A 23749-nucleotide genomic window follows, 5' to 3' on the forward strand; every position below is an offset into this window, starting at 1 on the left:
GTTCGAACCCTGGACAGACATGCCAACCTCCCGTGAGTCGCCGCTCGGACTGAGGGGAAGCCGACGGGCGAGGGGGACTGGTTGTGTTTGGATTGTGCTGTGAGGCATTCGGTGTAATTGCTTGCGTGCCGGCCCGGGGCGGTTGTCGCCGCCCGGAGAGGTCCGCATGCGGGGGAGTCGCCGTGAGCCTTACTTGTGCCAAGGTCCAGGAGAAGACGGTTTCCGTGGGGGATTATCTGTGGCTCCGTCTCCAGGAGCTGGGAGTCCGTCATGTCTTCGGCGTGCCCGGAGACTTCAACCTGGGGATGCTGGAGCAGCTGTTGAAACAACCCGGGCTGACCTGGGTGGGGTGCTGCAACGAGCTCAACGCCGCCTATGCCGCGGATGGGTATGCGCGATTGAAAGGCATTGCCGCGCTCGCGACGGCGTATGGCGTGGGCGAACTGAGCGCCGTCAACGGGCTGGCGGGCGCATATGCGGAGCGGGTGCCGGTGGTGGCCATCACCGGGGCACCACCGTTGTCCCATATGCAGCGGCGCAGCTGGATACACCACACGCTGGGGGACGGTGAGTATGGCAATACGCTCGCCAGCATCGCGCCGTTCACCGCGGCGCGGGCGGTGCTGACACAGGCCAACGCGGCGATGGAGATCGACCGGGTGCTGCGCACGTGCCTGCGTGAGCGGCGGCCCGTGTACCTCCAGCTCCCCACCGACGTGTGCTTCCAGCAGGTGCCCGCGCCAGAGGCGCCGCTCGAGCGGGAGGCGGCTGTCAGTGACAGGGCCAGCCTGCGCGCGCTGCTGGAGGAGCTGGTGCCCCGGCTGCGAGGGGCACGGCGCAGCGTGCTGCTGGTGGACAGCGACGCCCAGCGCTTCGGGCTGGAGCCCCAGGTGGCGGCGCTGGCGGAGTCCGCGGGGATGCCCATCGCGTCGCTGGGTTCGGGGCGAGGCCTCCTCGACGAAGCTCACGGGGCCTTCCTGGGCTTCTACGGGGGGCGGCTGTCGGACCCGTACGTGCGGGAGTGGGTGGACGGGGCCGACTGCGTGGTGGGCCTGTCCACGCGCTTCATGGACCTCAACACGCACTCCTTCACCCAGCGGCTGGAGCCCTCGCGGTTCGTGGACCTTCAGCCCACCACGGCGGCGTTGGGGCGGGCGGAGTCTCCGTGGCTGCCCTCGCTGTACAGCGGGCTGGTGCTGGGCGAGGTGCTGGAGGCGTTGCGCGAGGCGGTGGGCAGCCGGAAGCGGCAGGACTTCGTGCCCCGCTCGCTGCGACTCCAGTCCCAGGCGGCCGCCAAAGCAGCGGCCCCGGCGGCGAGGAGCGAGGGGCCCCTGACGCACGCGCAGCTGTGGCCCGCGCTGTCCGCGCTGCTGGAGCCGGAGGATGTGCTCGTCGTCGAGGCGGGCAGCCCCATGGTGGGCTTCGCCTCCGCGCAGCTGCCACGGGGAGCGAGCTGGGTGGCCCAGCCGCTGTGGTGCTCCATCGGTTACACGCTGCCGGCGGTGCTGGGCACCAGCCTGGCGGCCCCGGAGCGGCGTCAGCTGCTCTTCATCGGGGACGGCTCGTTCCTGATGACGGCGCAAGAGCTGTCCACGTTGCTGCACCTGAAGCTCAAGCCGCTGGTGTTCCTCCTCAACAACGCGGGCTACACCGTGGAGCGCCTCATCGTCGGTCCGCGGTCCGTCTACAATGACATCCCGAAGTGGAACTACCCGGCCATCTGCGATGCGCTGGGGACGCCGGGGCAAGCGCTGACCCTGCTCATCGAGAAGCCCGAGCAACTGGCGCCGGTGCTGGCGGAGGCCGTGCGTGCCCAGCACGAGGGACGTCTGGTGTTCGTGGAGGTCCGGCTGGCGCCGCTGGATGCCCCCGCTGGCCTGGCCCAGCTGGGCGCCTCCGTCTTTTCGCTGTCATACCGGGAGGACAGCGGACTGCCTCGCCCCTGACGCTGGTGGCATTCCCTCTCAGGGGTGTCCATGGGCAAATCCCTCTCAGGCTGGTAGCCTGGGAGGGCCGTACAACCCGTGGAAGTTCCCTGGAGGCACAAATGCAGGCTGGAAGGTTCGTCAGCGGTGCGTTGCTTGCGGTGGGGTTGATGCTGGTGGGCTGCGGTGGTCCCGTGGTGGAGGACGCCGAGGCGCAGGATCTCGCGTCGCGCGAGGATGCCGCCCCCAATTGCAATGGGGTGTTCTACGAGCACACGTACTACAGCGACGCCACCTACTCGACGGTCGTGGGCTTCCGTGGCTGTGACTGTGCTTTCTGGTTGAACTACGGCCGGACCTCGGCGTTCGTCGAGTCCTACTACGGGACGTGTCGTTAGCACGTCTTGCTGAAACGACGACGGCCCGCCCCGGAGTGCTTCCGGAGCGGGCCGCGGTGTCTGTGAATGACAGGCTCAGGCCGTGGCCGCGCGCACCGCCGCGAGCAGCTCGCCGGAGTCGACCATGTCGCTCACGGCCTGGATGTCCTTGTGCAGCTCGCGGTCCTTCTCCATGTGCGGCACCTTGGAGCGGATGAGCTCGTAGGCCGCCAGCGCGCCCTTGCCGGGCTTGACGGGCAGCCGGAAGTCCAGCGCCTGCGCCGCCACCAGCATCTCGATGGCCAGACACGAGCGGGCGAAGTCCCCCACCTGCCGGCCCTTGAGCGCCGCCGTCATGCCCATGGACACATGGTCCTCACGGCCCGCGGACGACGGAATCGAGTCCACCGACGCGGGGTGGCTGAGCACGCGCGACTCGGCCACCAGCGCCGCGCTCGTCACCTGCGCGATCATGAAGCCCGAGTTGAGCCCGGAGTTCTTCGCCAGGAACGCCGGCAGCCCCGACAGCGCCGGGTTCACCAGCTGCTCCACCCGCCGCTCGCTGATGGAGGACAGCTGCGTGAGCGCCATCGCCACCACGTCCATCGCCAGGGAGATGGGCTGGCCGTGGAAGTTGCCGCCCGACACGATGCGCTCGGTCTCCGTGAAGACCAGCGGGTTGTCCGTGGCGCTGTTGACCTCCACCTCGAGGATTCGCCGCGCGAAGGACAGGCCCTCGCGCGCCGCGCCGTGCACCTGCGGCATGCAGCGCAGCGAGTAGGGGTCCTGCACCTTGCTGCAGTTGACGTGTGTCTCCACCAGCTCGCTGTTCACCAGGATGCGCCGCAGGTGCGCCGCGCACGCCTTCTGGCCCGGATGGGCTCGGACGTCGTGAATCTCCGGGATGAACGGCTTGTGGCTGCCGAGCAGACCTTCCAGCGTCATCGCGCCGGCGACGTCGGCCAGCTCCGCCAGGGACTCGGCGCGCAGCTGGAGCAGGGTGCCCACCGCGCACATCGCCTGGGTGCCGTTGACCAGCGCCAGGCCCTCCTTGGCCTCGAGGATGACCGGCTGCAGGCCCGCCATCTCCAGCGCCTTGCGCGCCGGCAGCCGCTGGCCCTGGTGGAACGCCTCGCCCTCGCCGATGAACACGAGCGCCAGGTGCGCCAGGGGGGCCAGGTCACCGGACGCGCCCACGCTGCCGCGCTCGGGGACGACGGGGACGACGTCGCGGTTGAGCATGTCCAGCGCCAGCGTCAGCGTCTCCGGACGGATGCCCGAGTAGCCCTTGGCGAGCACGTTGCAGCGCAGCAGCAGCAGCGCGCGCGCTTCACCGTGGGGCAGGGGCGTGCCGACACCACAGGCGTGGGAGAGGATGAGGTTGCGCTGCAGGTCGCGCAGGTCCTTCTTGTCGATGCGGACCTCGGCCAGGGTGCCGAAGCCGGTGTTGATGCCGTAGGACGGGGTGTCGCCCGCGGCGACCCGGTCCACCAGGGCTCGCGAGGCGCGGACCCGGGCGGCGGCCTCGGGGGCCAGCTCCACGGTCACCTCGTTGCGGGCGACCTGGAGGATCTGCTCCAGCGTCAGGGTGTCACCGTCGATGAGGATACGGGGGCGCGACATTGGGGGCTCCAAGGGGTGGTGGAATGCGAGACAGCGGCAGCGGGGCTTTACACCGGGGAGTGGGGCTCGTATAGGTCCGCGCGACTGAAGAGGGAGGTCACGGTCCTCGTGGCGCTGATCGTCCAGAAGTACGGCGGTACCTCCGTTGGTGACACCGAGCGGATGAAGAACGTCGCCCGCCGCTGTCTGGCCGCCCAGCAGGCGGGCCATGACGTGGTGGTGGTGGTCTCGGCGATGTCGGGTGAGACGAACCGGCTGCTCAAGCTGGTGGCGCAGATCACCGACCGGCCGGACGAGCGTGAGCAGGACGTCGTCGTGGCCACCGGGGAGCAGGTCTCCATCGGGTTGGTGGCGATGGCCATCCAGGCCCAGGGTGGCAAGGCGACGAGCTTCCTGGGGCACCAGGTGCGCATCGTCACCGACAGCACCTTCTCGAAAGCGCGCATCAAGAGCATCGACGCGCAGCCCATCCGACAGGCCCTGTCCAAGGGGCACATCGTGGTGGTGGCGGGCTTCCAGGGCGTGGACGAGGAGGGGAGCGTCACGACGCTGGGGCGCGGAGGCTCGGACACCACGGCGGTGGCGGTGGCCGCGGCGCTGAGCGCGGATGCGTGTGAAATCTATACGGACGTCGACGGCGTCTACACCACGGACCCGAACATGGTCCCCGCCGCGCGCAAGCTGGAGCGCATCGCCTACGAGGAGATGCTGGAGCTGGCGAGCGTGGGCGCGAAGGTGTTGCAGATCCGCTCCGTCGAATTCGCCATGAAGTACAAGGTGCCGCTCTGGGTGAAGTCGTCGTTCACCCAGGACCCGGGCACACTCGTGTGTGAGGAGGACAAGTCCATGGAGGACGTGCTGGTCCGCGGCGTGGCGTATGACCGCAACGAGGCGAAGATCACCATCTGCGGCGTGCCGGACGTGCCGGGCGTGGCGGCGAAGATCTTCGGCCCGCTCGACGAGAAGCACATCGTGGTGGACCTCATCGTCCAGAACCAGTCCCGCGAGGGGCGCACGGACCTGACCTTCACGGTGGGCAAGTCGGACTTCCTCAAGGCGCAGGAGGTGGTGCGCGAGGCGGTGAAGGACATTCCCGTCTCCGGCATCGAGACGGACGACAACGTGGCCAAGGTGTCCATCGTCGGCGTGGGCATGCGCAACCACTCGGGCGTGGCGGCGCGGATGTTCACGGCGCTGTCGGCCGAGGGCATCAACATCCAGATGATCTCCACGTCGGAGATCAAGGTGTCGTGCGTGGTCCACTCCAAGTACACGGAGCTGGCGGTGCGGGCGCTGCACACGGCGTTCGGGTTGGATCAGCCGCTGCCGCCCGAGGGCGCGACGACGGTGTCGGAGACGGCGGCGCTCAAGGGCGAGAAGGTCTGAGCCGGTGGCGGGGCGGACGGCCGCGCTCGCCGTCGTCGCGTTGGCGGTGATGGGCGTCGGGGCGGTGGCCCGCTGGCGCTGGCCGGATTCCCGGTCAGCGTTGGATTGTCCTCCGGAGGCGGTGCGCATCCGGGAGGACGGCGTGGCGACGTGTGGTGGGGGCGAGGAGCCCACGGGGGCGGCGGCGCTGGCGTTGGGGCGCAGGCTGGACCTGAACGTCGCCACGGCGGAGGAGCTGGCGTTGTTGCCGGGCGTGGGGGCTTCGCTGGCGCGGGCGCTGGTGGAGGCTCGGGACCTGGCGGGCGGTTTCCGGAGCTGGGAGGCGGTGGACGAGGTCCCCGGGGTGGGTGAAGCCCGGTTGAAGACCCTCCAGGCGGCCACGGTGTTGGGCTCGCCTCCGGATGCCGGGCCCGTGTGGTAAGCACGCGGCGTGCAGATCGCCTGCCCTCAGTGCTCGATGCAGTATGCCTTGGATCCCCGCCTGCTTCCGCCGGGAGGGGCGTCGGTCCAGTGTACTCGCTGCAGCCATGTGTTCCTGGCCTCGCCGCAGGCGCAGACTCCGCGCCCCGTCGCTGCGGAGGGCGCTGGCCCCAAGACGCCGAGTGGCTCGTGGGGTACGGCGCCCGGTGGCAATCCCAGCTTGATGCGCACGCAGATCTTCGGCTCCGGGAAGGCGTCGGAAGGCGCTGGCGGTGCGCAGGTCGCGGGTGCCTCGGGCGTGCAGGGGACGACACAGCGCTTCGGCGCGGTGGGCGGGGCGCACGATGCGGTGAGCGAGCAGGGCGGGACGCAGGCCGCGGGTGCTCATGGGGCCACGCAGACCTTCGGCGCGGTCGGCTCCCAGGGCGCGCCATCGACCGAGGGTGCGGGCGCCTACGGGGCGACGCAGACCTTCGGCGCAGTCGGCGCTCCCGGAATGACGCAGGCCTCCGGCGTGGGGGCTCAGGGTTCGACGCAGACGTTCGGAGCTGTGGGTGCCCCTGGCATGACGCAGCCTTCGGTGGCGGGCACTCACGGCTCAACGCAGACCTTCGGCGCGGTGGGCACGTCTGGAATGACGCAGGCCTCGGCGGGGGCTCACGGCCCGACGCAGGCCTCGGCGGGGGCTCACGGCTCGACGCAGACCTTCGGCGCTGTCCCTCCGTCGGGCCCGGCCCCCACTTCAGGAAGCCCGATATTCCCCAGCCACACGGGCGGAAGTCCTCGCCAGACCACGCAGGTCTTCGGTGCGGCCACGTCAGGCCCCCCTCCGTCGCCTCCCTCGATTGCCCCCGTGACGCTCGGAGCTTCGGGCACGTCGGGCGCGAGCCCGTCCACTCCCGCGAGCGGGGCTCCCGGCCACATCGGGCGCACGCTCACGTACGGAGCCGTGTCTGCCCCGGCCGATGCGGGAGCCGTCCCCGAGCTCCCTGCCGAGAGGTCCACGAGCCTCTACGGCGAGGCCTCGTCGTCCACCGAGCTCTTCGGTGCCGCCAACGCGCCCGGGTCTCCGGTCAATCGCAAGACCTCCGCGTACGGCGCGGCCACCGACGCCGGGTCGCACGGCGTGAACCTGCCGCCCATGGAGCTGCCGGGACTCGGCGCCCTGGGCGCCGCCGGTGGCCAGGGACCCAGCACCTCGGAGCCCGCCTACCGCCGAGGCGCCGTCTCCCTCCCACCGGAGCTGCTGTCCGCGAACCGCGAGTCCGCGGACCTCGTGGCCTCGACCCCTTCGAGCTCTTCCTCGCGGCTCTGGCTGGGCCTGGTCGTGGCGGCCGGGGTGCTGCTGGCCGGAGTGCTCGCCTATCCCGCGTGGAAGAACCGTGACGCGGACATGCCGGCCACCGCGGTGACGGAGAAGGAACGGGCCTCGGTCCTGCTGCGCAGGGACGACTCCGTCTCCAGGGACCAGGCCATCCAGAGCCTCAAGGCCCTCACGGCCACGTATCCCAAATACACCGAGGCCCAGGCCGAGCTCGTCGTGGCGCTCTCGCTGCGCCTGGGCGAGCTCCAGGCCGAGGCCGAGCGGCTGCGAACCCAGGGCGAACTCCTCCAGCGAGACATCGACGAGCGCGCCGCCGCCCAGGCCACCGTCGACTGGGAGAGCCGCGTCAACGCGCTGAAGGCGCAGCGCGAGGACGTCATCAAGCTCGGCGGACCGCTGCGCATCGAGATCGACCGCCTGCGCAAGGAAGTGGACGTCCTGGCCGAGGCCCTCGAGGCCGCGCCCGAGGTGGAGCCCACGCCGGCCCTGGCCGCGCGGGTGAAGGCCCGGGCCCTCCACGCGGGGGTGACGGCGGCGCCGGATGCCCTCGCGCTGGCCGAGCGCCTGCGCAACGTGGAGGGCGCCCCGAAGGCGTGGAGCACCGTGGCCCGCGCCGAGTACGTGCTCAGCTCCGGCTCTCCGCCGGAGTCGGTGGCCCAGTCCGTGTCGGAGCTGGAGGCGCTCCGTCAGGCGGATGGCACCCTGCTGCGCCCCTACGTCCTGGGTGCCCGGCTGGCCCTGCGCCAGAAGGACCCGGCGGCGGCGCGTTCACTGCTGGACGACGTGCTGGCGCTCAACAAGAACCACGAGCTGGCGCGAAAGCTGCTCGAGCAGGTCTCCACGAGCGCCCCGCGGCCCTGAAACGACGTGCGTCCCACCCGGGCGGAGGACTGGAGAAAGTCCAGTCCCACCCGGCGCTGATCCCCACGCCTGCCTCCGCGCTCCGAGCGGAGCGGGGTGCTCGCGCGGGGCATGCCTCTTGCTGAACCCAGGGCCGATTCGAGGACTGGGTCTTGGGAGGCATGGTCGATGGCGGAGGTCTTCTTCTGGTGTGCCGCGCTGCTGCTGGCGCACACGTATTTTCTCTACCCATTGAGCCTGTTCGTGCTGGATGGGGCGGCGCAGGTGGCGCAGAACATCCGGGCGATGCGAGGCGGGGACGCGCGCCGTGAGCTGCCGGGCAGGCGTGGGGCGGCTCCATCGGTGAGCCTGGTGGTCGCGGCGTACAACGAGGCGTCCTGCATCGGGCAGAAGCTCGAGAACAGCCTCGCGCTCGACTACCCGGCCGACCGCTTCGAGGTGCTCATCGGCTCGGACGGCTCCACCGACGGCACCAACGAGCGCGTGCTGGAGTGCCGGGACGAGCGCGTGCGCCTGTCCCCCGCGCCCCGCGCGGGCAAGACGACGGTGCTCAACCGCTGCATCCCCATGGCCAAGGGCGACATCGTGGTCCTCTCGGACGCGAACACGATGATCGAGCCCGACGCCATCGAGAAGCTGGTGCGCCACTTCGATGACCCGGAGGTGGGGGCGGTCTGCGGCAAGCTGCGCCTCTACAACCCGACGAAGAAGGACTACGAGGAGAGCGCGTACTGGAGCTACGAGTCCCTCATCAAGATGTACGAGGGGCGCCGGGGCGCGGTGGTGGGGGCCAACGGGGGCCTGTACGCCATCCGCCGCACGCTCTACACGCAGCTGCCGCCGTCCACCATCGTGGATGACTTCGTCATCCCGCTGCGCATCCTCGAGAAGGGCTACAAGGTCGCGTACGAGGAGAAGGCCGTCGCGCACGAGGAGACGACGGAGGACTACGGCAAGGAGTTCGGCCGCCGCGCGCGCATCGCCGCCGGCAACTTCCAGAGCCTGCGCATGGTGCCGGGCCTCCTGCTGCCCACCGCGGGCTTCCCCGCGTTCGCGTTCTGGTCGCACAAGCTCTTGCGCTGGTGCGCGCCCGCGCTGATGGGCGTGGCGCTGCTGGCGAACCTGTTCCTGCTCGACAGCATGTTCTACCGCGCCACGCTCTTCGCCCAGGGCCTGTTCTACGCGCTGGCGTACCTGGGGAAGGTGGGCGTGCTCAAGCGCGGCGCGGCGAAGCGGGTGGCCTCGGTGGCCTACTACTTCGTCACCATGAACCTGGCCATCGTCGTGGGCTTCTGGCGCTTCCTGCGCAACTCGCAGCGCGCCGCGTGGGACCGCACCGCGCGCGCGTCCTGAGACGAAGTCCTCGCCGCTTCACCGGCGCCCGGCTCTTCCTGGAGTCGGGCGCCGTTCGTTTCAGCGCAGGGCCACGGGGATGGGCGCGGGCTTCTTCTTCGCCGGGGCGCTCGCGGGGAGCACGCTGCCGTAGGCCGCGAAGAGCTGCCCGGTGAGCACCGGGGCCTTGTTCGGGCCGGGGTGGCGCAAGAGGTCGTTGAGCACCTCGCCCGTCTTCGGATCCCTCGGCAGGTGGGGGCGTGCCAGGTTCATCCGGTAGCGCACCACGCCCCGGTTGACCCGGTGGATGACGGTGACGGTGCCCTGCGCGTCCACGCTGTCGACGATGCCCACGTGGGTGAGGCCATCGTTGCGGCGGCCGTCCCGGTTCTGGTCGTACGTCTCGTGGAAGAACACCAGGTCCCCGGGCACGGGCCGGCCGTCCTCGTACACGCGGCCATGGGCGCGGGCGTAGCGGTACAGCGCGGTGACGCCGTTGTCCCCAGGCTTGAGCGTCCCGCGGAAGGACAGGCCCGCCTGCGCGTAGACGCCCTCGATGAGGCCCGTGCAGTCGGACGGGTATTTGCGGCCGTCGAAGGTCACCTGCGGCTTGCCCACCACCGAGCGCGCCGCGGCCAGGACCTTCTCGCGCGCATCGGCCGAGACGGGGCGCGCGCCCTGGGTGCTCACCTTCGTGGTGGCCGGCTTGCCCTTCGCGGGCCGGGACGCGGCGGCGCGCGCGGGCGTCTTCGCCCTGTCCGGCGCGGGCTTCTTCTCCGCTTGCGCCGTCGCCACGGGCGTGGAGAGCGACTCGCGCGGGAAGGCCGGCGGCGAGGCCGAGTGGTAGCGGACCGCGTACGAGTCCAGCCAGGGCTCCAGCCGGCCGGACGGGGTGGCGCAGCCCGTCGCGAGCATCGAGAGCATTCCCATCAGCGTGAGCCACCGCATGCGCGACCTCCCTGTAGCGTCCTGGGGCACCATGCTGGCCCCGGCTTCGTGTGTCGTCAAAAAACCTACCCAGGCAACCGTCCGTGGCGGCGCGTGTTTCCGGGGGGAGCGGGGTGCGGTATTGCTCCAGGAGAATGTTTTCACTCCGCCGAGCCTTCCCCGTCCTCCTGCTGGCCACCGGGTGCCTGCCCAATCCGTATGACCGCGCCGCCAGCACGGACACCGTGGAGGGCTATCGCGCCTTCCTGCGGGAGAACCCGACGCACCCGGATGGTGACGCCGCCGAGGCCCGGCTGGAGGAGCTGGAGTTCGAGGAGGCGAAGCGGCTGCACACGGTGCTCGCCTACAAGCGCTTCCTGGAGGCGTACCCGGAGGCGCCGCACACGCGCACCGCGAGGACGCTGCTGGAGGGCCTGCGCTTCAACGCCGCGAAGGAGGCCGACTCCGTGGCCGCCTGGAAGCAGTTCCTCCAGGAGCACCCGGACGGCGCCCAGCGCGACGAGGCGAAGCGGCTGATGCTGGAGGCGGAGTCGCGCGAGCTGGCGACGACGGAGGACCCGAAGCGGCTGGCCGAGTACCTGCGCGAGAAGCCGGATGATCCACGCCGACTCCAGGTCGAGTCGCGGCTGGACGCGCAGGCCTTCGAGCAGGCCAGGGGCTCCGGCGCGACGAAGCTGTTCGCCTACCTCAAGGACTTCCCGGCCGGCGTGCACCGCGAGGAGGCGCGCGTCCTGCTGCTGGGGCTGGAGGTGGAGGGGCTGCTCGTCTCGGGGCTGGTGGACGAGGCCGAGGCGCGGGTGAAGGCGCATCCGCTGGGGCCCAAGCTCACGGACTTCCCGGCGCGACTGACGCGCGCCCGCGCCGAGCAGGCCGCGCTGGCGCATCCGGATCCGCTCGTGCGCGCCGCGCACGTGGGCCACTACCTGCGCGACCTGGAGGACCTGAAGCGCTCGCTGCTGGCGCCGGACGCGCTGGACCGCTGGCAGGCGGCGGAGGAGCTGGGCCAGCACGTCTCCGTGCGCGCGGTGGATCCGCTCCTGGACGCGCTGCGCTCGGCGCGCAACCCGTTGATCCGCCAGAACGCGCTGGAGTCGCTGCGCACGGTGCTCACGTCGCTGCCGCGCCCGGTGGCGGAGTACGAGGTGGCCTCCCGGCTGGACGCCCTGCGCGAGCGGGCCAGCAGCGCGGAGATGTACCTCACCGTGGCCGTCCTCCTGGACCTCTCCGGGCAGCTGCCGCAGGCCTCCACCGAGTACCAGCGCGCCTTCGACTCCGGCGTGCCGGACCCCGTGGTGCTGCGCCGCTGGGTGGACATCCGCGAGGGGCGCAAGCAGCCCTTCTCCGCCGCGGTGGCCGCGCGCCAGCTCGCGGTGTGGGCGCTGAACGTGGCCCGCGACGAGACGGTGACGACAGAGGGCCGCGTGCCCCTGGCCTCGGCGCGGCAGCTGTGCGCGGCGGCCGTCAACGCGAGATTCGCCCAGGAGGCCATCGCCCGCGCGCGCGCCGTCTCCACCGAGTTCCCCGAGGACCTGGCTGAGTTCGAGCGCCGCGCCGAGGAGGCCCGCCGCCTCACCGAGGCCCGGCTGGCGGACGCGGAGCTGATCCTCCGCGAGCAGTCGCCCGGGGTGCGCACCTGCGCGGACCGCGGCGTCACCGAGCGGCTGGAGGGCGGGGTGAAGGAGCGCACCGCCGCCCTCGCCACGGTGAGCACGAAGCTGCCCCAGGTGGGCCGGGTGCTGCTGGAGCTGGCCCGGGAGCGGGACCCGTCCGCCCAGGTCCGCGAGGCGGCCTCGGCGCGGCTGACGGCGCACAAGCCCGTGCCGTGAAGTCCGGCTGATCCGTTCGTCCCGGGCGGGCGGGGCGGTTAGAGTTCCGCGCCCCATGGTCTCCCCGCCCACCCCCAGGCCGCTCGGTCCGCCGAGTGGCCCGTCGCGCATCGACTACGCCCGGCTCCTCAACGAGGAGCAGCTGCGCGCGGTGGAGGCGGACGCGGGGCCGGTGCTGGTCATCGCCGGCGCGGGCTCCGGCAAGACGCGCACGCTCACCTTCCGCGCGGCGCGCAGGCTGGAGCTGGGCCTCTCGCCCGACCACCTCCTGCTCTTGACGTTCACCAACAAGGCCGCGCGCGAGATGACCCGCCGCCTGGCGGAGCTGGTGGGCGGCTTCGTGGACGTGGGGCGCGTGACGGGCGGCACGTTCCACCACGTGGCGCATGCGCTCCTGCGCGAGCACGCGACGGCGCTGGGCTACTCGGAGCGCTTCACCGTGCTGGACCGGCAGGACGCGCGGGACCTCATGGTGAGCTGTCTGGCCGAGCGCAAGCTCAAGAGCGACAAGCGCTTCCCCCGGCCGGAGCTGGTGCTGGAGCTGGTGTCGCTCGCCACCAACCTGCAGCAGGCCGTGTCGGAGGTGCTGGTGGACCGCCGGCCGCAGTTCGTCCCGCTGGCGCCGGAGGTGCTCGCCACGGCGGCGCTCTACCGCCAGCGCAAGACGCGGCTGCACCTGATGGACTTCGATGATCTGCTCCTCAACCTGAAGCGGCTGCTCGTCGAACACCCCCGCGTCCGCGCCCTGCTCGCCGAGCGCTTCCACGCCGTGCTCGTGGACGAGTACCAGGACACCAACAGCCTCCAGGGCGAGCTGGTGGATCTGCTCGCCAGGGAGCGTCAGGACCTCACCGTCGTGGGGGACGACTGCCAGTCCATCTACAGCTTCCGGGGCGCGGACTTCTCCAACATCATGGGCTTCCCGGAGCGGCACCCCGGCTGCGCCGTCTTCACCCTGACGCGCAACTACCGCTCGACCCCGGAGGTCCTCCAGCTCGCCAACGCCGCCATCGCCCAGAACACGCGGCAGTTCCCCAAGGCGCTCATCTCCGAGCGCGCCTCCGGGCCCCGACCCCTCGTCGTCCCCACGCTGGACGCGGCCGAACAGGCGACCTGGGTGGCCGAGCACATCCAGACGCTCCGCGCGCGGGGCGAACCCCTGGAGTCGATGGCCGTCCTCTACCGCGCCCACAACCACGGCCTGGAGCTCCAACTGGAGCTGACGCGCCGGGGCCTGCCGTTCCGGGTGCGCTCCGGGGTGCGCTTCTTCGAGCAGCCCCACGTCAAGGACGTGCTGGCCCACCTGCGCTGGGTGAACAACCCCCGGGACGAGCTGGCGTTCCGCCGGGTGGTGCGCGCGGTGCCGGGCGTGGGACCCACCACGGCGGAGCGCCTGTGGACCTCGCTGCGCGCCCTGCCGGAGGGCCTGCCCCTGGGGGAGCGGCTGGTCCACGAGGACGTGCGGCGCCACGTGTCGAAGAAGTCGCTTCCGGCCTTCGAGCGGCTCACGGCGCTGATGGGGCGGCTGGGACGCCCGGAGGCCACGCGCGACCCGGGGGGGCTCATCGAGGACGTGCTGGCGGGTGGGTACGCCGCCCGGCTCGCCCTGGAGGCCACGCCCGAGGACAGCCGGGAGGACGACCTGCGGCGGCTGGCGGATCTGGCCCGGCGGTTCGAGGACCTGCCGCGCTTCCTGTCGGAGCTGGCGCTGGTGGCGGAGTTCGCCGCCAAGGAGGCCCTGGAGGGCGATGCCCCCGGGGACGTCCTGACGCTCAGCTCCGTCCATCAGGCCAAGGGGCTGGAGTGGCGGAGCGTCTTCGTCCTCTGGCTGGTGGACGGGCGCTTCCCCATGTCCCAGGCGACTCGCTCGGCCGAGGAGGAAGAGGAGGAGCGGCGCCTGTTCTACGTGGCCACCACCCGGGCCCGGGACCTCCTGGCGCTGGTGTACCCCCTGTCGGTGCTGCCCCGGGAGGGCGAGCGCATCGTCCTGCGCCCGTCCCGCTTCCTGGACGAGCTGCCGACGGGGGAGGGGGGGCCGTATGATCGCCTGGTCCTGCCCTCCACCGAGGCGGTCCGAGGGGTGCTCCCACCCCCCCTGGGGTGGAACGAGCCGGGTCCGGAGGGCTCCGAGGTGGAGGACTGAGGGCTTCGCCCAGAAACGCGCGCGCGAAGTCGCGACGTGATACAGAGTGGGACGGGGGCGCGCGTCTGGTGGCCCGCGCCCGTGAACTTCATGGCGGACAGACCTCGCATCGTCGGGATTGACCTGGGCACCACCAACACGCTGGTGGCGTCCGTGCGCAACCGCATCCCGAAGATCGTCCCCACGGATCGCGGCAACCTCATCCTCCCCACCGTCGTCGCCCTGTCGGCCAAGGGAGACCTCCTGGTGGGCGGGGTGGCCAAGGACCAGATGGTCACCAACCCCCGCAACACGCTGTGGGGGACCAAGCGCCTCATCGGCCGCAAGTACCACTCCAAGTCGGTGGAGGACCTGCGCGGCTCCTTCCCGTACGACATCGTCGAGGGCCCCAACGGGGACGCCGCGGTGATGATGGGCGGCAAGCTCTACACGCTGCCCCAGGTCTCCAGCTTCGTGCTCTCGCAGCTGAAGACCATCGCGGAGCAGTTCCTGGGCGGCCCCATCGACGCGGCCGTCATCTCCGTCCCGGCCTACTACAACGACAACCAGCGCCAGGCGGTGAAGGAGGCGGGCCGGCTCGCCGGCTTCGACGTCAAGCGCATCGTCAACGAGCCCACCGCGGCGGCGCTCGCGTACGGCTTCAACCGGGGCCTGGACCAGAAGGTCCTCGTCTACGACCTGGGCGGCGGCACCTTCGACGTCTCCGTGCTGCACCTGGCCGGCAACGTCTTCGAGGTCCTGGCCACGGGCGGCGACACCTTCCTGGGCGGCGCGGACTTCGACACGCGCATCATGGAGTACGTGCTGGAGCGCTTCCGGGAGGAGACCAAGGTCGACCTCACCGAGAACCCCATCGCCCTGCAGCGCATCAAGAACGCCGCCGAGGCGGCGAAGATCGACCTGACGCTCATCCCCAACGTCGTCATCGACCTGCCCTTCATCGACGAGCGCAAGGGCAAGCCGGTGGACCTGCGCATCCCCCTGACGCGCGAGTTCCTCAACAGCCTCACCGGCGACCTGGTGGACCGCACCTTCGAGATCTGCGACCGCGTGCTCGAGGAGAAGGGCATCGCCCGCTCGGACATCGACGAGATCATCCTCGTCGGCGGCCAGAGCCGCATGCCGCTCGTGCAGCAGAAGATCCAAGCGCACTTCGGCAAGCCGCCCAGGAAGGGCGTGCACCCCGACGAGTGCGTGGCCCTGGGCGCGGCGCTGCTGGGCGACTCGCTGGGCAGCATCGACGCGGTGACGCTGCTGGACGCGGTGTCCATGCCCATCGGCTACGCGCTGCCCAACGGCCGCGTGAAGCGCATCATCGAGAAGAACTCGCTCATCCCCATGGTGAAGAGCTTCCGCCTGCCTCCGCCGAAGGAGCCGGGCTCGGCCTACATCGAGCTGGACATCTTCCAGGGGGACAGCGACCTGATGGTGGACAACGAGTACCTGGGCACCGTCCGGGTCCCGTCCGCCGCGGCCGGCAGGAAGATCGACTTCCGCCTCACCGAGGAGTGTCTGCTCCAGGTGACGGTGGAGGAGGCCAGTGGTACTCCGCGCCGGGTGGACCTGGCCACGCGCGATACCCCGGAGCAGCTCAAGCGGGCGCTCTCGGATGTCCTGCGCAACAACGTCGACCATCAGCCCGTGGCGAGCGGCTCCAACGGCGCCAGCGATGACGAGCGGGGCCTGCTCTCCAGCATCAAGAGAGTCTTCCGAAGAGGATAGGTAGCAGCTCATGGCGAAGTTCCCGTCGAAGGAGTGGCTGGACGAAGCGGTCCGGCTCACGAACGAGGACCCCGAGTGCGCCGTCGCCGGCAAGGGATGGAAGGGCGACTTCGGGGCCATCATCGAGGCCGAGCCCGGCAAGCTGGCGAAGTCCTTCGTGGTGCATGTCGTCCCGGGCGACTGCCGCATCGAGAAGGCCCGCGTGCTCGCGGACCCGGATGACCTGGACGAGCTCGAGCCCGTCTACCTGGCCCGCGCCCCGTACACCGTCTGGAAGCAGCTGCTGCAGGGGACGCTGGACCCCGTGGAGGCGGTGCTCAAGCGCCGCATCTCCATGAAGGGTGACCTGCAGCCGCTCATCGAGCGCATGAAGTACAAGGGCATCGCGGACCGCGTCTTCGCGAAGCTGCAGACGCAGTACATCGACGAGCCGTAGGCCGGGGGGCAACGAGCCATGGGTATCCGTGACGACTTGAAGAAGCAGGCGCTGGAGCTCTCCAGCAAGGCCGTGGAGAAGCTCATGGCCGACGAGAAGCGCGCCATGGCCATCGCCAACGCCATCGGCAAGGCCCAGCGGGGCAAGCAGGCCCTGGACCGCGGCCAGGAGGAGCTGCTCAAGGCGTTCCACTTCGCGCCGAAGAGCGAGTTCAAGGCCGTGGGCAAGCAGCTGTCCGGCCTCAAGCGTCGGCTGCGTGAGCTGGAAGAGAAGCTGGATGGGCTCTCGTAGAAATTGCGTTGACACCCGAGGGAGCAGATGGCATCTAGCTCCCCGTCGCGACGCGGTGGCAACACGCAGCGCGGGCGTATAGCTCAGCGGTAGAGCACTGCCTTCACACGGCAGGGGTCGCAGGTTCAAACCCTGCTGCGCCCAACAAGAAGAGGCCGTGAATCCAAGGGGAAACCCAAGGGTTCACGGCCTCTTCGCTTTCCGGCGCATGACTTTGGCGGCGCCCGGCTCCGGCGCGCCCGGCATGAGGTCCGGACGCGCCCTGGCTTCGGGGGATGTGCTGCGGGCTGCTTCAGCTCTCCGACGGTTTGACGAGCGTGTCGGCGCCCGTCTCCGGCGTGTGCGGCGGCAGGTTCTTCGCCTTGATGAGCGAGGCGACGATGCTGGCGCCCAGCAGCGTGGCGATGACGCCCAGCGAGACGGCCGGGTGGATCTTCACGAAGTCGATGAGCGCCATCTTCGCGCCCACGAACACCAGCACGCCCGACAGGCCCACCTTCAGGTAGCTGAACTTCTCCACCGCGCCGGCCAGCAGGAAGAACAGCGAGCGCAGGCCCAGGATGGCGAAGATGTTGGACGTGAAGACGATGAACGGATCTCGCGTCACCGCGAAGATGGCGGGGATGGAGTCCAGGGCGAAGAGGATGTCCGACGCCTCCACCAGGATGAGCGCCATCAGCAGCGGCGTGGCCAGCCGGCGGCCGTTCTCCATGGTGAAGAAGTGGTGCCCGTCGAAGCGCGTGGTGGACGGGATGCTCTTGCGCAGCATCCGCATCATCCACCCGTCCTCCGGGTGGTCCTCCTTGTTGCGCTGCACGAACAGCTTCAGGCCGGTGATGATGAGGAAGCCGCCGAAGACGTAGATGAGCCAGTGGAAGCGCTCCAGCATGGCCACGCCGGCGAAGATCATGATGGCCCGGAGCACGAGCGCGCTCAGGATGCCCCAGAAGAGCACCCGGTGCTGGTACAGCGCGGGGATGCGCATCGCCGAGAAGATGACGACGAAGACGAAGATGTTGTCGACGGAGAGCGACTTCTCGATGAGGTAGCCGGTGAGGAACTCCAGCCCGGGCTTGCCTCCGAACTTCCACCAGAGCCCCGCGTTGAACAGCAGCGCCAGGCTGATCCACACCGTGCTCCAGCCCAGCGCTTCCTTGAAGCTGACCGTGTGGGCCTTCCGGTGGAAGACGCCGAGGTCCAGGGCGAGCATCGCGATGACGAAGGCAATGAAGCCGCCCCACAGGACGGGACTGCCGACGGTTTGTAGAGGTTCCATAGGTGGGGTTCAGATAAGAGCCGCCGTTCTCTTCGACAAATAGGGATTACAGACTCACTCCTTCGGAAAAACCGAAGGATGGCTCCCGCAAGCGCTCCAGGGCTGTCCCGGGAGGGGGCGGCCCGGGGAGGGCCGGAGCGGGCGTCACTGGCTGGGGAAGGGTTGCGGGACGTGGTGGGTTTCGGGCCGTCCGGTTGGAAAAACGACAGTCACCGGGCCGCTGAGACCAGCCAGGCGTCGACGCCCCGAGGCAATCCTGGCCTCGGGGGAGCGGCGCGGCGAGGGCCCGCAGGGCGATAGGCGTCCGCGGCTCCTCCGCCACTCTCGCGGCCCCTCGCAGAAGGACCGCCATTTGATCCGGAACCGTGTTCTCTCATCCCTGTGTGGCGCCTTGTTCCTCCTGTCCGCCTCCGCGTGCGGCGCCGACCCGGGCGCTCCCGGAGCCCAGACGCCCGGCGGCACCGAGTCGCCGTCCGAGCAACCCCAGGTCCCGAGCCCCGACCCCACGCCGGGCAACCCCGCGCCGGAGCCCACGCCCGGGGTGACTCCGACACCTGAGCCGACGCCCGAGCCGACGCCCGAGCCCACCCCGGAGCCGACTCCCGAGCAGCCCTCCGTGGACAAGTTCGGCGTGACGCGGCTGTACCCGTCCAAGGCGGGCGGCGAGTCCTGGGCGCTGGCGGACGACCCCACGTCGGACCCCCGGTTCGACCCGCAGCGCGCCATCACCCGCAACGCGGACGGCTCGTGGAAGATGAAGCACAGCCAGGTGCGCATGGGCGTCACCACCTCCACCGGCTACTCCGCCGCGAAGATTCCGACGTATGACCGGGATGTGCTGGCCAGCCGGGGCTACATGCAGGCGCCCAACGACTGGAAGAACGTCGAGATGACGGGCTTCGTGAAGCTCAACGCCGCGTCGGACGGCTCGGACAACTTCGACTGGTACGCGCGCGGCGGCAAGCACAACAACAACAACTCCGGCTGCGAGGGCAGCAGCTACAAGGGCGGCCTGCACTACGACGGCCGCGCCCGCTGGCAGAAGGAGACGTGGCATGTCTCCTACGACCAGGCGCCGTACAAGCCCGCCACCTCCGCGCTCAAGGGGCGCTGGGTGGGCTTCAAGGCGGTGATGCGCAACACCACCGTCAGCGGCAAGGAGGCCGTGCGGCTGGAGATGTACGTCAACGAGAACGCCGACAAGGTGACGTGGAAGAAGGTCTACGACTGGGTGGACGCTGGGGACTGGGGCGGGGACGCCGGGCACTGCGGCGGCTCCGTGGGCGCCATGCCGATCACCTGGGGTGGCCCCATCGCCACGTTCCGCTGGGACAACGCGGAGGACGTCGACTTCAAGTGGCTGTCCGTCCGTGAAATCCAGCCGTAGTCGCTGAGCCGTCTCCACCGACGACGACACCGGGGCGCGGGAGGTCCTCCTTCCGCGCCCTTCGTGTCTCCCGCCCGGGGCCGTGTCGGGACGCGGACGCGAGCCGGGACTGGAAGGCCCCTGGTCCAGGTGACACCCCGTTCGCAGCCTACTTCACGCCGGCCGTGAGAGCGGGCGGCGACTCGGGTGTGTGCGGCCTCGGCGCGTCGTCGGGCCGCTTCGGTGGGGGGCGGGGACATGCGAATCACTTTCCTGGGCCATGCAGGCTTCGCCGTGGAGTGCGCGGGGAGCGTCGTCGTCATGGACCCGTGGCTGTCCCCGCGCGGGGCGTTCGACTCGGCGTGGATGCAGCTGCCCCGCAACCACCACCTGGCCCCGCGCGTGCGCGAGCTGTTGGAGACGCCCGGCCGCGAGCGCTACCTGTACGTCAGCCACGAGCACAAGGACCACTTCGACCCGGAGTTCCTGGCCAGCCTCCGCACCCGGGACTTCACGGTGGTGATTCCCCGCTTCCAGCGCTCGGAGCTGCAGGACATCTTCGCCCGCTACGGCTGCAAGCGCGTCATCGCCTGCGAGGACGGACGCGAGGTGCCCATCAAGGGCGGCTACCTCAAGCTCTTCGTGTCCGAGCAGGGCACCAACCGCGACTCCGCCATCATGGTGCGCGGCGACGGCCAGTGCTTCGTCAACCTCAACGACTGCAAGCTGCATGACCGGCTGGCGCGCATCAGCGAGGAGGAGGGGCCCATCGACCTCTTCACCGCCCAGTTCTCCGGCGCCATCTGGCACCCCACCTGCTACGAGTACACGCCGGAGACGTACGCGGCCATCTCGCTGAAGAAGCGCGAGAGCAAGTTCGAGGCGGTGGCGCGCGCGCTGGAGGTGGTGAAGCCGCGGGCCTACCTGGCCTCGGCCGGCCCCGCGTGCTTCCTGGACCCGGCCCTGTTCGCGCTCAACCTGGAGAAGGTGAACATCTTCCCCAACGCCACCACGCTGTTCCGCTTCCTCGAGCAGCGGCTGCCCGGCGCCGACACCCGCTTCCTGGAGCCCATGCCGGGGGACGTGCTGGACGCGGCCTCGCTGGAGTACGTCTCGCTGGACGGCGCGCGGCTGACGGAGGAGGGCTTCGAGTCCTACCTGCGCACCTACGCGGCGGACATGGCGCACCTGTTCCGGGAGCGGCGGCGCAACATGCTGCGCGCGGAGGTGGATGAGATCCACGCCCGGCTGCGCGTGGAGCTGCAGCGCAAGCTGGACCTGTTGGACCTGCACGAGCGGGTGGGGATGCCGCTGTACGTGGAGCTGACGGAGCTGCCCGAGCGCCTCTTGCGCGTGGACTTCAAGGGCCGGCGCGTGGACGAGGTGGCGGAGATTCGCGAGACGACGCGCTACACCATGAAGGTGAGCGCCGCGGACATGGTGCGCGTGCTGGACCGGAAGCTGACGTGGGAGGACTTCCTCTTGTCGTTCCGCCTGCGGCTCAGCCGCTTCCCGGACGTCTACGAGCCCATCCTCCACGGCTTCCTGGGCGTCGAAATCGAGGACATGCGGGCCTTCTGCGAGGGCGTGCGCTCCACCGAGTCCCAGCGCGAGCGCACCGTGGTGACGGTGGGCCACCGGCGCTTCTCCGTGCAGCGCTTCTGTCCGCATCAGGGCGCGGACCTGTCCGAGGGGTGGGTGGAGGAGGGCAGGTACCTGGTCTGCCCGCGCCACCGCTGGCAGTTCGACCTGGAGGACGGAGGCCGGTGCGCCATGAACGGCTCCACCCTCTGCGCCGAGTCCGTGTCGGAGAAGCCCGCCACGCCCGCACCGGCCGAGGAGCCGCTCGCGCTCTGAAATCCTCGTGTGTCGACGCCATGGCACACCGGGCCATGCGGGAACCCCGTATGTGTTTCGCACCCTCCTGTGACATTCCAGGCTACATGGGTGGGTCGAGAGCCTTTGATTTGTAGCGCGGGGTGTCACACGTGTGGTCGCCGTCGCCTCGGGTCTTTCGTGACGTGTCTGTGTTTGATGAACATTGGTGCTGGGATTGAAACATCCGGCGCTGCCGTGTCAATGTCAGATGAATCACATACCATGCGAGGAGGTGACGCTCTCGGGGTGTCGCCTTTCTTCAACGGGGAGGTATGTGATGTCTCTGTCGGCAATGGTCAGCAAGCGGTGGATGTGGCTGTGTGGCGCGCTGAGCGGCACGATGCTGCTGGGCGCGGCCTGTGGTGCGCCCGAGGGTGAGGCGGAGGCTCCCGCGGCGGTGGAGCACGTACAGCCGCTGGTGACGTGTACGCCCGCCAGCTCCGGCACCACCATCTGTGGCGTCGTCACCAACGCGGCCGGAGCCCCGCTCGCCGGGGCGAGGGTGAGCGTCGGCAGCGCCGCGGGGACGTCGGCCTCGGACGGCTCGTTCTCGGTGACGGCGGCGGTGCCCATGGGCACGCCGGTGACCATCGATGTTCCGGGCTACATGCCCTACGTGGGCGCCGTCACACGCAACGTGCTCGGGGCGCGCTTCGTGTTGCACTCGCTGCACCGGCAGACGTTCAGCGCGTCGGGCACCGTCGTGGTGACGGACCCGCGCAACGGCGCCTCCATCCAGGTGAACCTGTCCGCGCTGCGCGGCCCCTCGGGTGAGCAGGTGCAGGGCCCGTTCACGGTGGGCGTGCGTCACATCGACACGGGCCTGTTGTCGATGCCGGGCACCGACGGCGCCGTCAACCTGTCGGGCCAGCAGGTGTTCCTGGAGTCGCGCGGCGCCATCTACACGGAGGTCCGCGACGGCAGGGGGCAGCTGCTCAAGCTGGCCCCGGGCGCCACCGCGCGTGTCTTCATCCCGCTGACGAATGACCTGGCCCCCACGGCCCCGGCGAACATCGCCTTCTGGTCCATGCCCGTGGGCTCCAACCAGTGGCGGCAGCAGCCCACCAGCGGCACCCGCACGAGCAACCCCGTGCAGTGCAACAACCGCGAGACGGTGAGCTGCAACGCGGATGACTGCGCGCGCATCTCCAACAGCGGCTTCACGGCCAACACCAATGAGGTCGGCTTCATCAACGCCGACATCGAGAAGACCAACCCCGCCTGTCTGCGCATCGACGTGAACGCGGCCTCACTGCCGCCGGGCACCACGCTGCCCATCTGCCTGGAGCTGGAGATTCCGCTCCCCACCGGTGGCAGCCAGACGCGCAACATCTGCGTGGGCGCGGGCACGGACGTCCTCTACAACCTGCCGGCCAACGCCAACATCGTCGTGCGCCAGGCCCAGGGCTACGGCTGCCCGCCGCCTCCTGGGGGCAGCGTGGTGGTGAACACCGGCGCGCCCTGGGGCGGCACCGGCGTGCCCTCGACGCCCGGCCAGTGCAACGGCGTGCTGACGCTGCCGCCGCTGCCGTGAAGTCCCTGACACCCTGAAGTCCAAGGGCCCCGGTGCGTCCAGCGCGCCGGGGCCTTCTTCGTGGGAGGACGGGGACGCGCCTTGGTCGTGCAGGCGACAGCCATCCGGGACCGGCAGGCGATTACGAGCCCCGGCCCGAGCGGACACCATCGGCCACCCCCATGAGAGTCATTCCCAGAGGCCGCGCTTTCGACCGGCGATTCCGAGTGGCTGTCCTTGGCGCGGGAGTCGGCGGCGTCGTGTCCGCGGCCGAGTGCCAGCGGGCGGGGCACGAGGTGGAGCGGGACTCTCGCCGCGAAGCGGCCCGCTGGCTCGCGCCTGCTGAGCGGCCGCGGGCCGTCTGGTTTCACATCGTCGTTGGAGGAGTTCCACATGAGGGAAGTCGCGCACACCACCCCGCTGCATTCGGAGCCCCGGGGGCCCGCCGAGCTCGTCCGCAGCTTCCTGCCCATCCTCTATGGTTGTGATGAGCACCGTCCCCGCGCCGCCGCGTCGAGGCACTATCACCCGGACACCACGTTCCATGACCCACTCGTCACGGTGCAGGGGCTGGAGCGCGCCCGGCGGCTCGTGTATGTCAACAGGACCTTCCTCTCGGATTGTCGCATGGCCTTCGGCGACGTCACCGAGTCGCGGCGTCCGGATGGCTCCCACGTCGTGATGGCCGAGGTGAAGACCTCGCTCGTCTTCAAGCACTTCCTCGCCCTGCGGCCCTGGCAGGCGCTGGTGGGGGATACCTTCACGTACCACGCCGTGCACAAGGTCGTGCTCGACCAGGACCTGAAGGTCACCGAGCACGAGGAGATCTGCAGCGTCCGCTCCGTGCTCGACTCCTCGCCTCTGGGGCGGGTGTTGTATGGCCTGGTCCGGAAGCTCAACCACGCGTGCACGTCCGACTTCGGCTACACGCTGAACCAGTACATCGCCGGGGACCGGAGCGTGCGGACCATCTTCTGACGCCCAAGGGCCCGCGCGGATGTCAGGGATTGAACGGCGTCCGCGGACCCGCGATATGGGGAGGGCCCCTGTTCGTTCGAGGGATTCCGGGTCGGCCTTCCTCCGTGCACGTCCATCCCGCTCG

At 70.2% G+C, this 23749-nt stretch carries 18 protein-coding genes, 1 tRNA gene and 1 pseudogene; 17 read left to right on the forward strand and 3 right to left on the reverse strand.

Going from position 1 to position 23749, the window contains the following annotated elements:
- Window positions 1-182: 182 nt before the first annotated feature.
- Together K8640_RS13195 and K8640_RS13200 are read left to right on the forward strand one after the other, a co-directional pair.
- Window positions 183-1946 carry a thiamine pyrophosphate-binding protein gene (locus K8640_RS13195; RefSeq protein WP_223747363.1) on the forward strand — a complete coding sequence of 588 codons (1764 nt, stop codon included), beginning with the start codon at window positions 183-185 and terminating at the stop codon, window positions 1944-1946.
- A 101-nt stretch (window positions 1947-2047) separates the two neighbouring features.
- On the forward strand, window positions 2048-2323 hold the full coding sequence (locus tag K8640_RS13200) for a hypothetical protein (protein ID WP_223747364.1): 276 nt from the start codon (window positions 2048-2050) through the stop codon (window positions 2321-2323).
- Window positions 2324-2398: 75 nt separating this feature from the next.
- Here the strand turns inward: K8640_RS13200 and hutH are convergent, their stop codons facing one another.
- Complete coding sequence (hutH, locus tag K8640_RS13205; RefSeq protein WP_223747365.1) at window positions 2399-3925, reverse strand: histidine ammonia-lyase; 1527 nt, start codon at window positions 3923-3925, stop codon at window positions 2399-2401.
- Window positions 3926-4033: 108 nt separating this feature from the next.
- Here hutH and K8640_RS13210 point away from each other — a divergent pair, with 108 nt between their 5' ends.
- From K8640_RS13210 to K8640_RS13230, 5 genes and pseudogenes are all read left to right on the forward strand, one after another.
- Window positions 4034-5311 (forward strand): aspartate kinase, encoded by a 1278-nt coding sequence (locus tag K8640_RS13210; RefSeq protein WP_141323427.1) that lies wholly within the window; start codon window positions 4034-4036, stop codon window positions 5309-5311.
- A gap of 4 nt (window positions 5312-5315) precedes the next feature.
- Window positions 5316-5732 carry a helix-hairpin-helix domain-containing protein gene (locus K8640_RS13215; protein ID WP_223747366.1) on the forward strand — a complete coding sequence of 139 codons (417 nt, stop codon included), beginning with the start codon at window positions 5316-5318 and terminating at the stop codon, window positions 5730-5732.
- 9 nt (window positions 5733-5741) lie between these two features.
- Window positions 5742-5840 (forward strand): annotated as a pseudogene (locus K8640_RS43105) (zinc-ribbon domain-containing protein); the annotation flags it as partial.
- A 744-nt stretch (window positions 5841-6584) separates the two neighbouring features.
- Window positions 6585-7916 (forward strand): hypothetical protein, encoded by a 1332-nt coding sequence (locus tag K8640_RS13225; protein ID WP_223747483.1) that lies wholly within the window; start codon window positions 6585-6587, stop codon window positions 7914-7916.
- 168 nt (window positions 7917-8084) lie between these two features.
- A complete protein-coding gene (locus K8640_RS13230) occupies window positions 8085-9269 on the forward strand; it encodes a glycosyltransferase family 2 protein (RefSeq protein WP_223747367.1) in 1185 nt (394 codons plus the stop codon).
- A gap of 60 nt (window positions 9270-9329) precedes the next feature.
- On the opposite strand, the gene K8640_RS13235 is transcribed toward K8640_RS13230, so the two are convergent.
- Entirely contained in the window at window positions 9330-10196 is an 867-nt protein-coding gene (locus K8640_RS13235) for a CHAP domain-containing protein (protein ID WP_223747368.1), read from the reverse strand.
- 134 nt (window positions 10197-10330) lie between these two features.
- On the opposite strand from K8640_RS13235, the gene K8640_RS13240 reads away from it, so the two are divergent.
- From K8640_RS13240 to K8640_RS13265, 6 genes are all read left to right on the forward strand, one after another.
- Window positions 10331-12022, forward strand: coding sequence for a HEAT repeat domain-containing protein (locus K8640_RS13240; RefSeq protein ID WP_223747369.1), 1692 nt, complete (start codon window positions 10331-10333; stop codon window positions 12020-12022).
- Window positions 12023-12077: 55 nt separating this feature from the next.
- Window positions 12078-14165 (forward strand): ATP-dependent helicase, encoded by a 2088-nt coding sequence (locus K8640_RS13245; protein ID WP_223747370.1) that lies wholly within the window; start codon window positions 12078-12080, stop codon window positions 14163-14165.
- Between the two features lie 90 nt (window positions 14166-14255).
- Window positions 14256-15887 carry an Hsp70 family protein gene (locus tag K8640_RS13250; RefSeq protein WP_223747371.1) on the forward strand — a complete coding sequence of 544 codons (1632 nt, stop codon included), beginning with the start codon at window positions 14256-14258 and terminating at the stop codon, window positions 15885-15887.
- 10 nt (window positions 15888-15897) lie between these two features.
- Window positions 15898-16323, forward strand: coding sequence for a hypothetical protein (locus K8640_RS13255; RefSeq protein ID WP_046714145.1), 426 nt, complete (start codon window positions 15898-15900; stop codon window positions 16321-16323).
- 18 nt (window positions 16324-16341) lie between these two features.
- Window positions 16342-16614, forward strand: coding sequence for a hypothetical protein (locus K8640_RS13260; protein ID WP_141332022.1), 273 nt, complete (start codon window positions 16342-16344; stop codon window positions 16612-16614).
- 72 nt (window positions 16615-16686) lie between these two features.
- A tRNA-Val gene (locus tag K8640_RS13265) sits at window positions 16687-16758 on the forward strand.
- Between the two features lie 148 nt (window positions 16759-16906).
- On the opposite strand, the gene K8640_RS13270 is transcribed toward K8640_RS13265, so the two are convergent.
- A complete protein-coding gene (locus K8640_RS13270; RefSeq protein ID WP_223747372.1) occupies window positions 16907-17890 on the reverse strand; it encodes a TerC family protein in 984 nt (327 codons plus the stop codon).
- Window positions 17891-18242: 352 nt separating this feature from the next.
- Here K8640_RS13270 and K8640_RS13275 point away from each other — a divergent pair, with 352 nt between their 5' ends.
- The 4 genes from K8640_RS13275 (at window position 18243) to K8640_RS13290 (ending at window position 23625) form a co-directional block, all read left to right on the forward strand.
- Entirely contained in the window at window positions 18243-19277 is a 1035-nt protein-coding gene (locus K8640_RS13275) for a carbohydrate-binding protein (protein WP_223747373.1), read from the forward strand.
- A 237-nt stretch (window positions 19278-19514) separates the two neighbouring features.
- Window positions 19515-21113, forward strand: a complete 1599-nt coding sequence (locus K8640_RS13280; protein WP_223747374.1) for a Rieske 2Fe-2S domain-containing protein — start codon at window positions 19515-19517, stop codon at window positions 21111-21113.
- A gap of 298 nt (window positions 21114-21411) precedes the next feature.
- On the forward strand, window positions 21412-22668 hold the full coding sequence (locus K8640_RS13285) for a carboxypeptidase-like regulatory domain-containing protein (RefSeq protein WP_223747375.1): 1257 nt from the start codon (window positions 21412-21414) through the stop codon (window positions 22666-22668).
- A gap of 372 nt (window positions 22669-23040) precedes the next feature.
- Window positions 23041-23625, forward strand: a complete 585-nt coding sequence (locus tag K8640_RS13290; protein ID WP_223747376.1) for a hypothetical protein — start codon at window positions 23041-23043, stop codon at window positions 23623-23625.
- Window positions 23626-23749: the final 124 nt, after the last annotated feature.

Source organism: Myxococcus sp. XM-1-1-1 (assembly GCF_020037095.1).
Classification (GTDB): domain Bacteria; phylum Myxococcota; class Myxococcia; order Myxococcales; family Myxococcaceae; genus Myxococcus; species Myxococcus fulvus.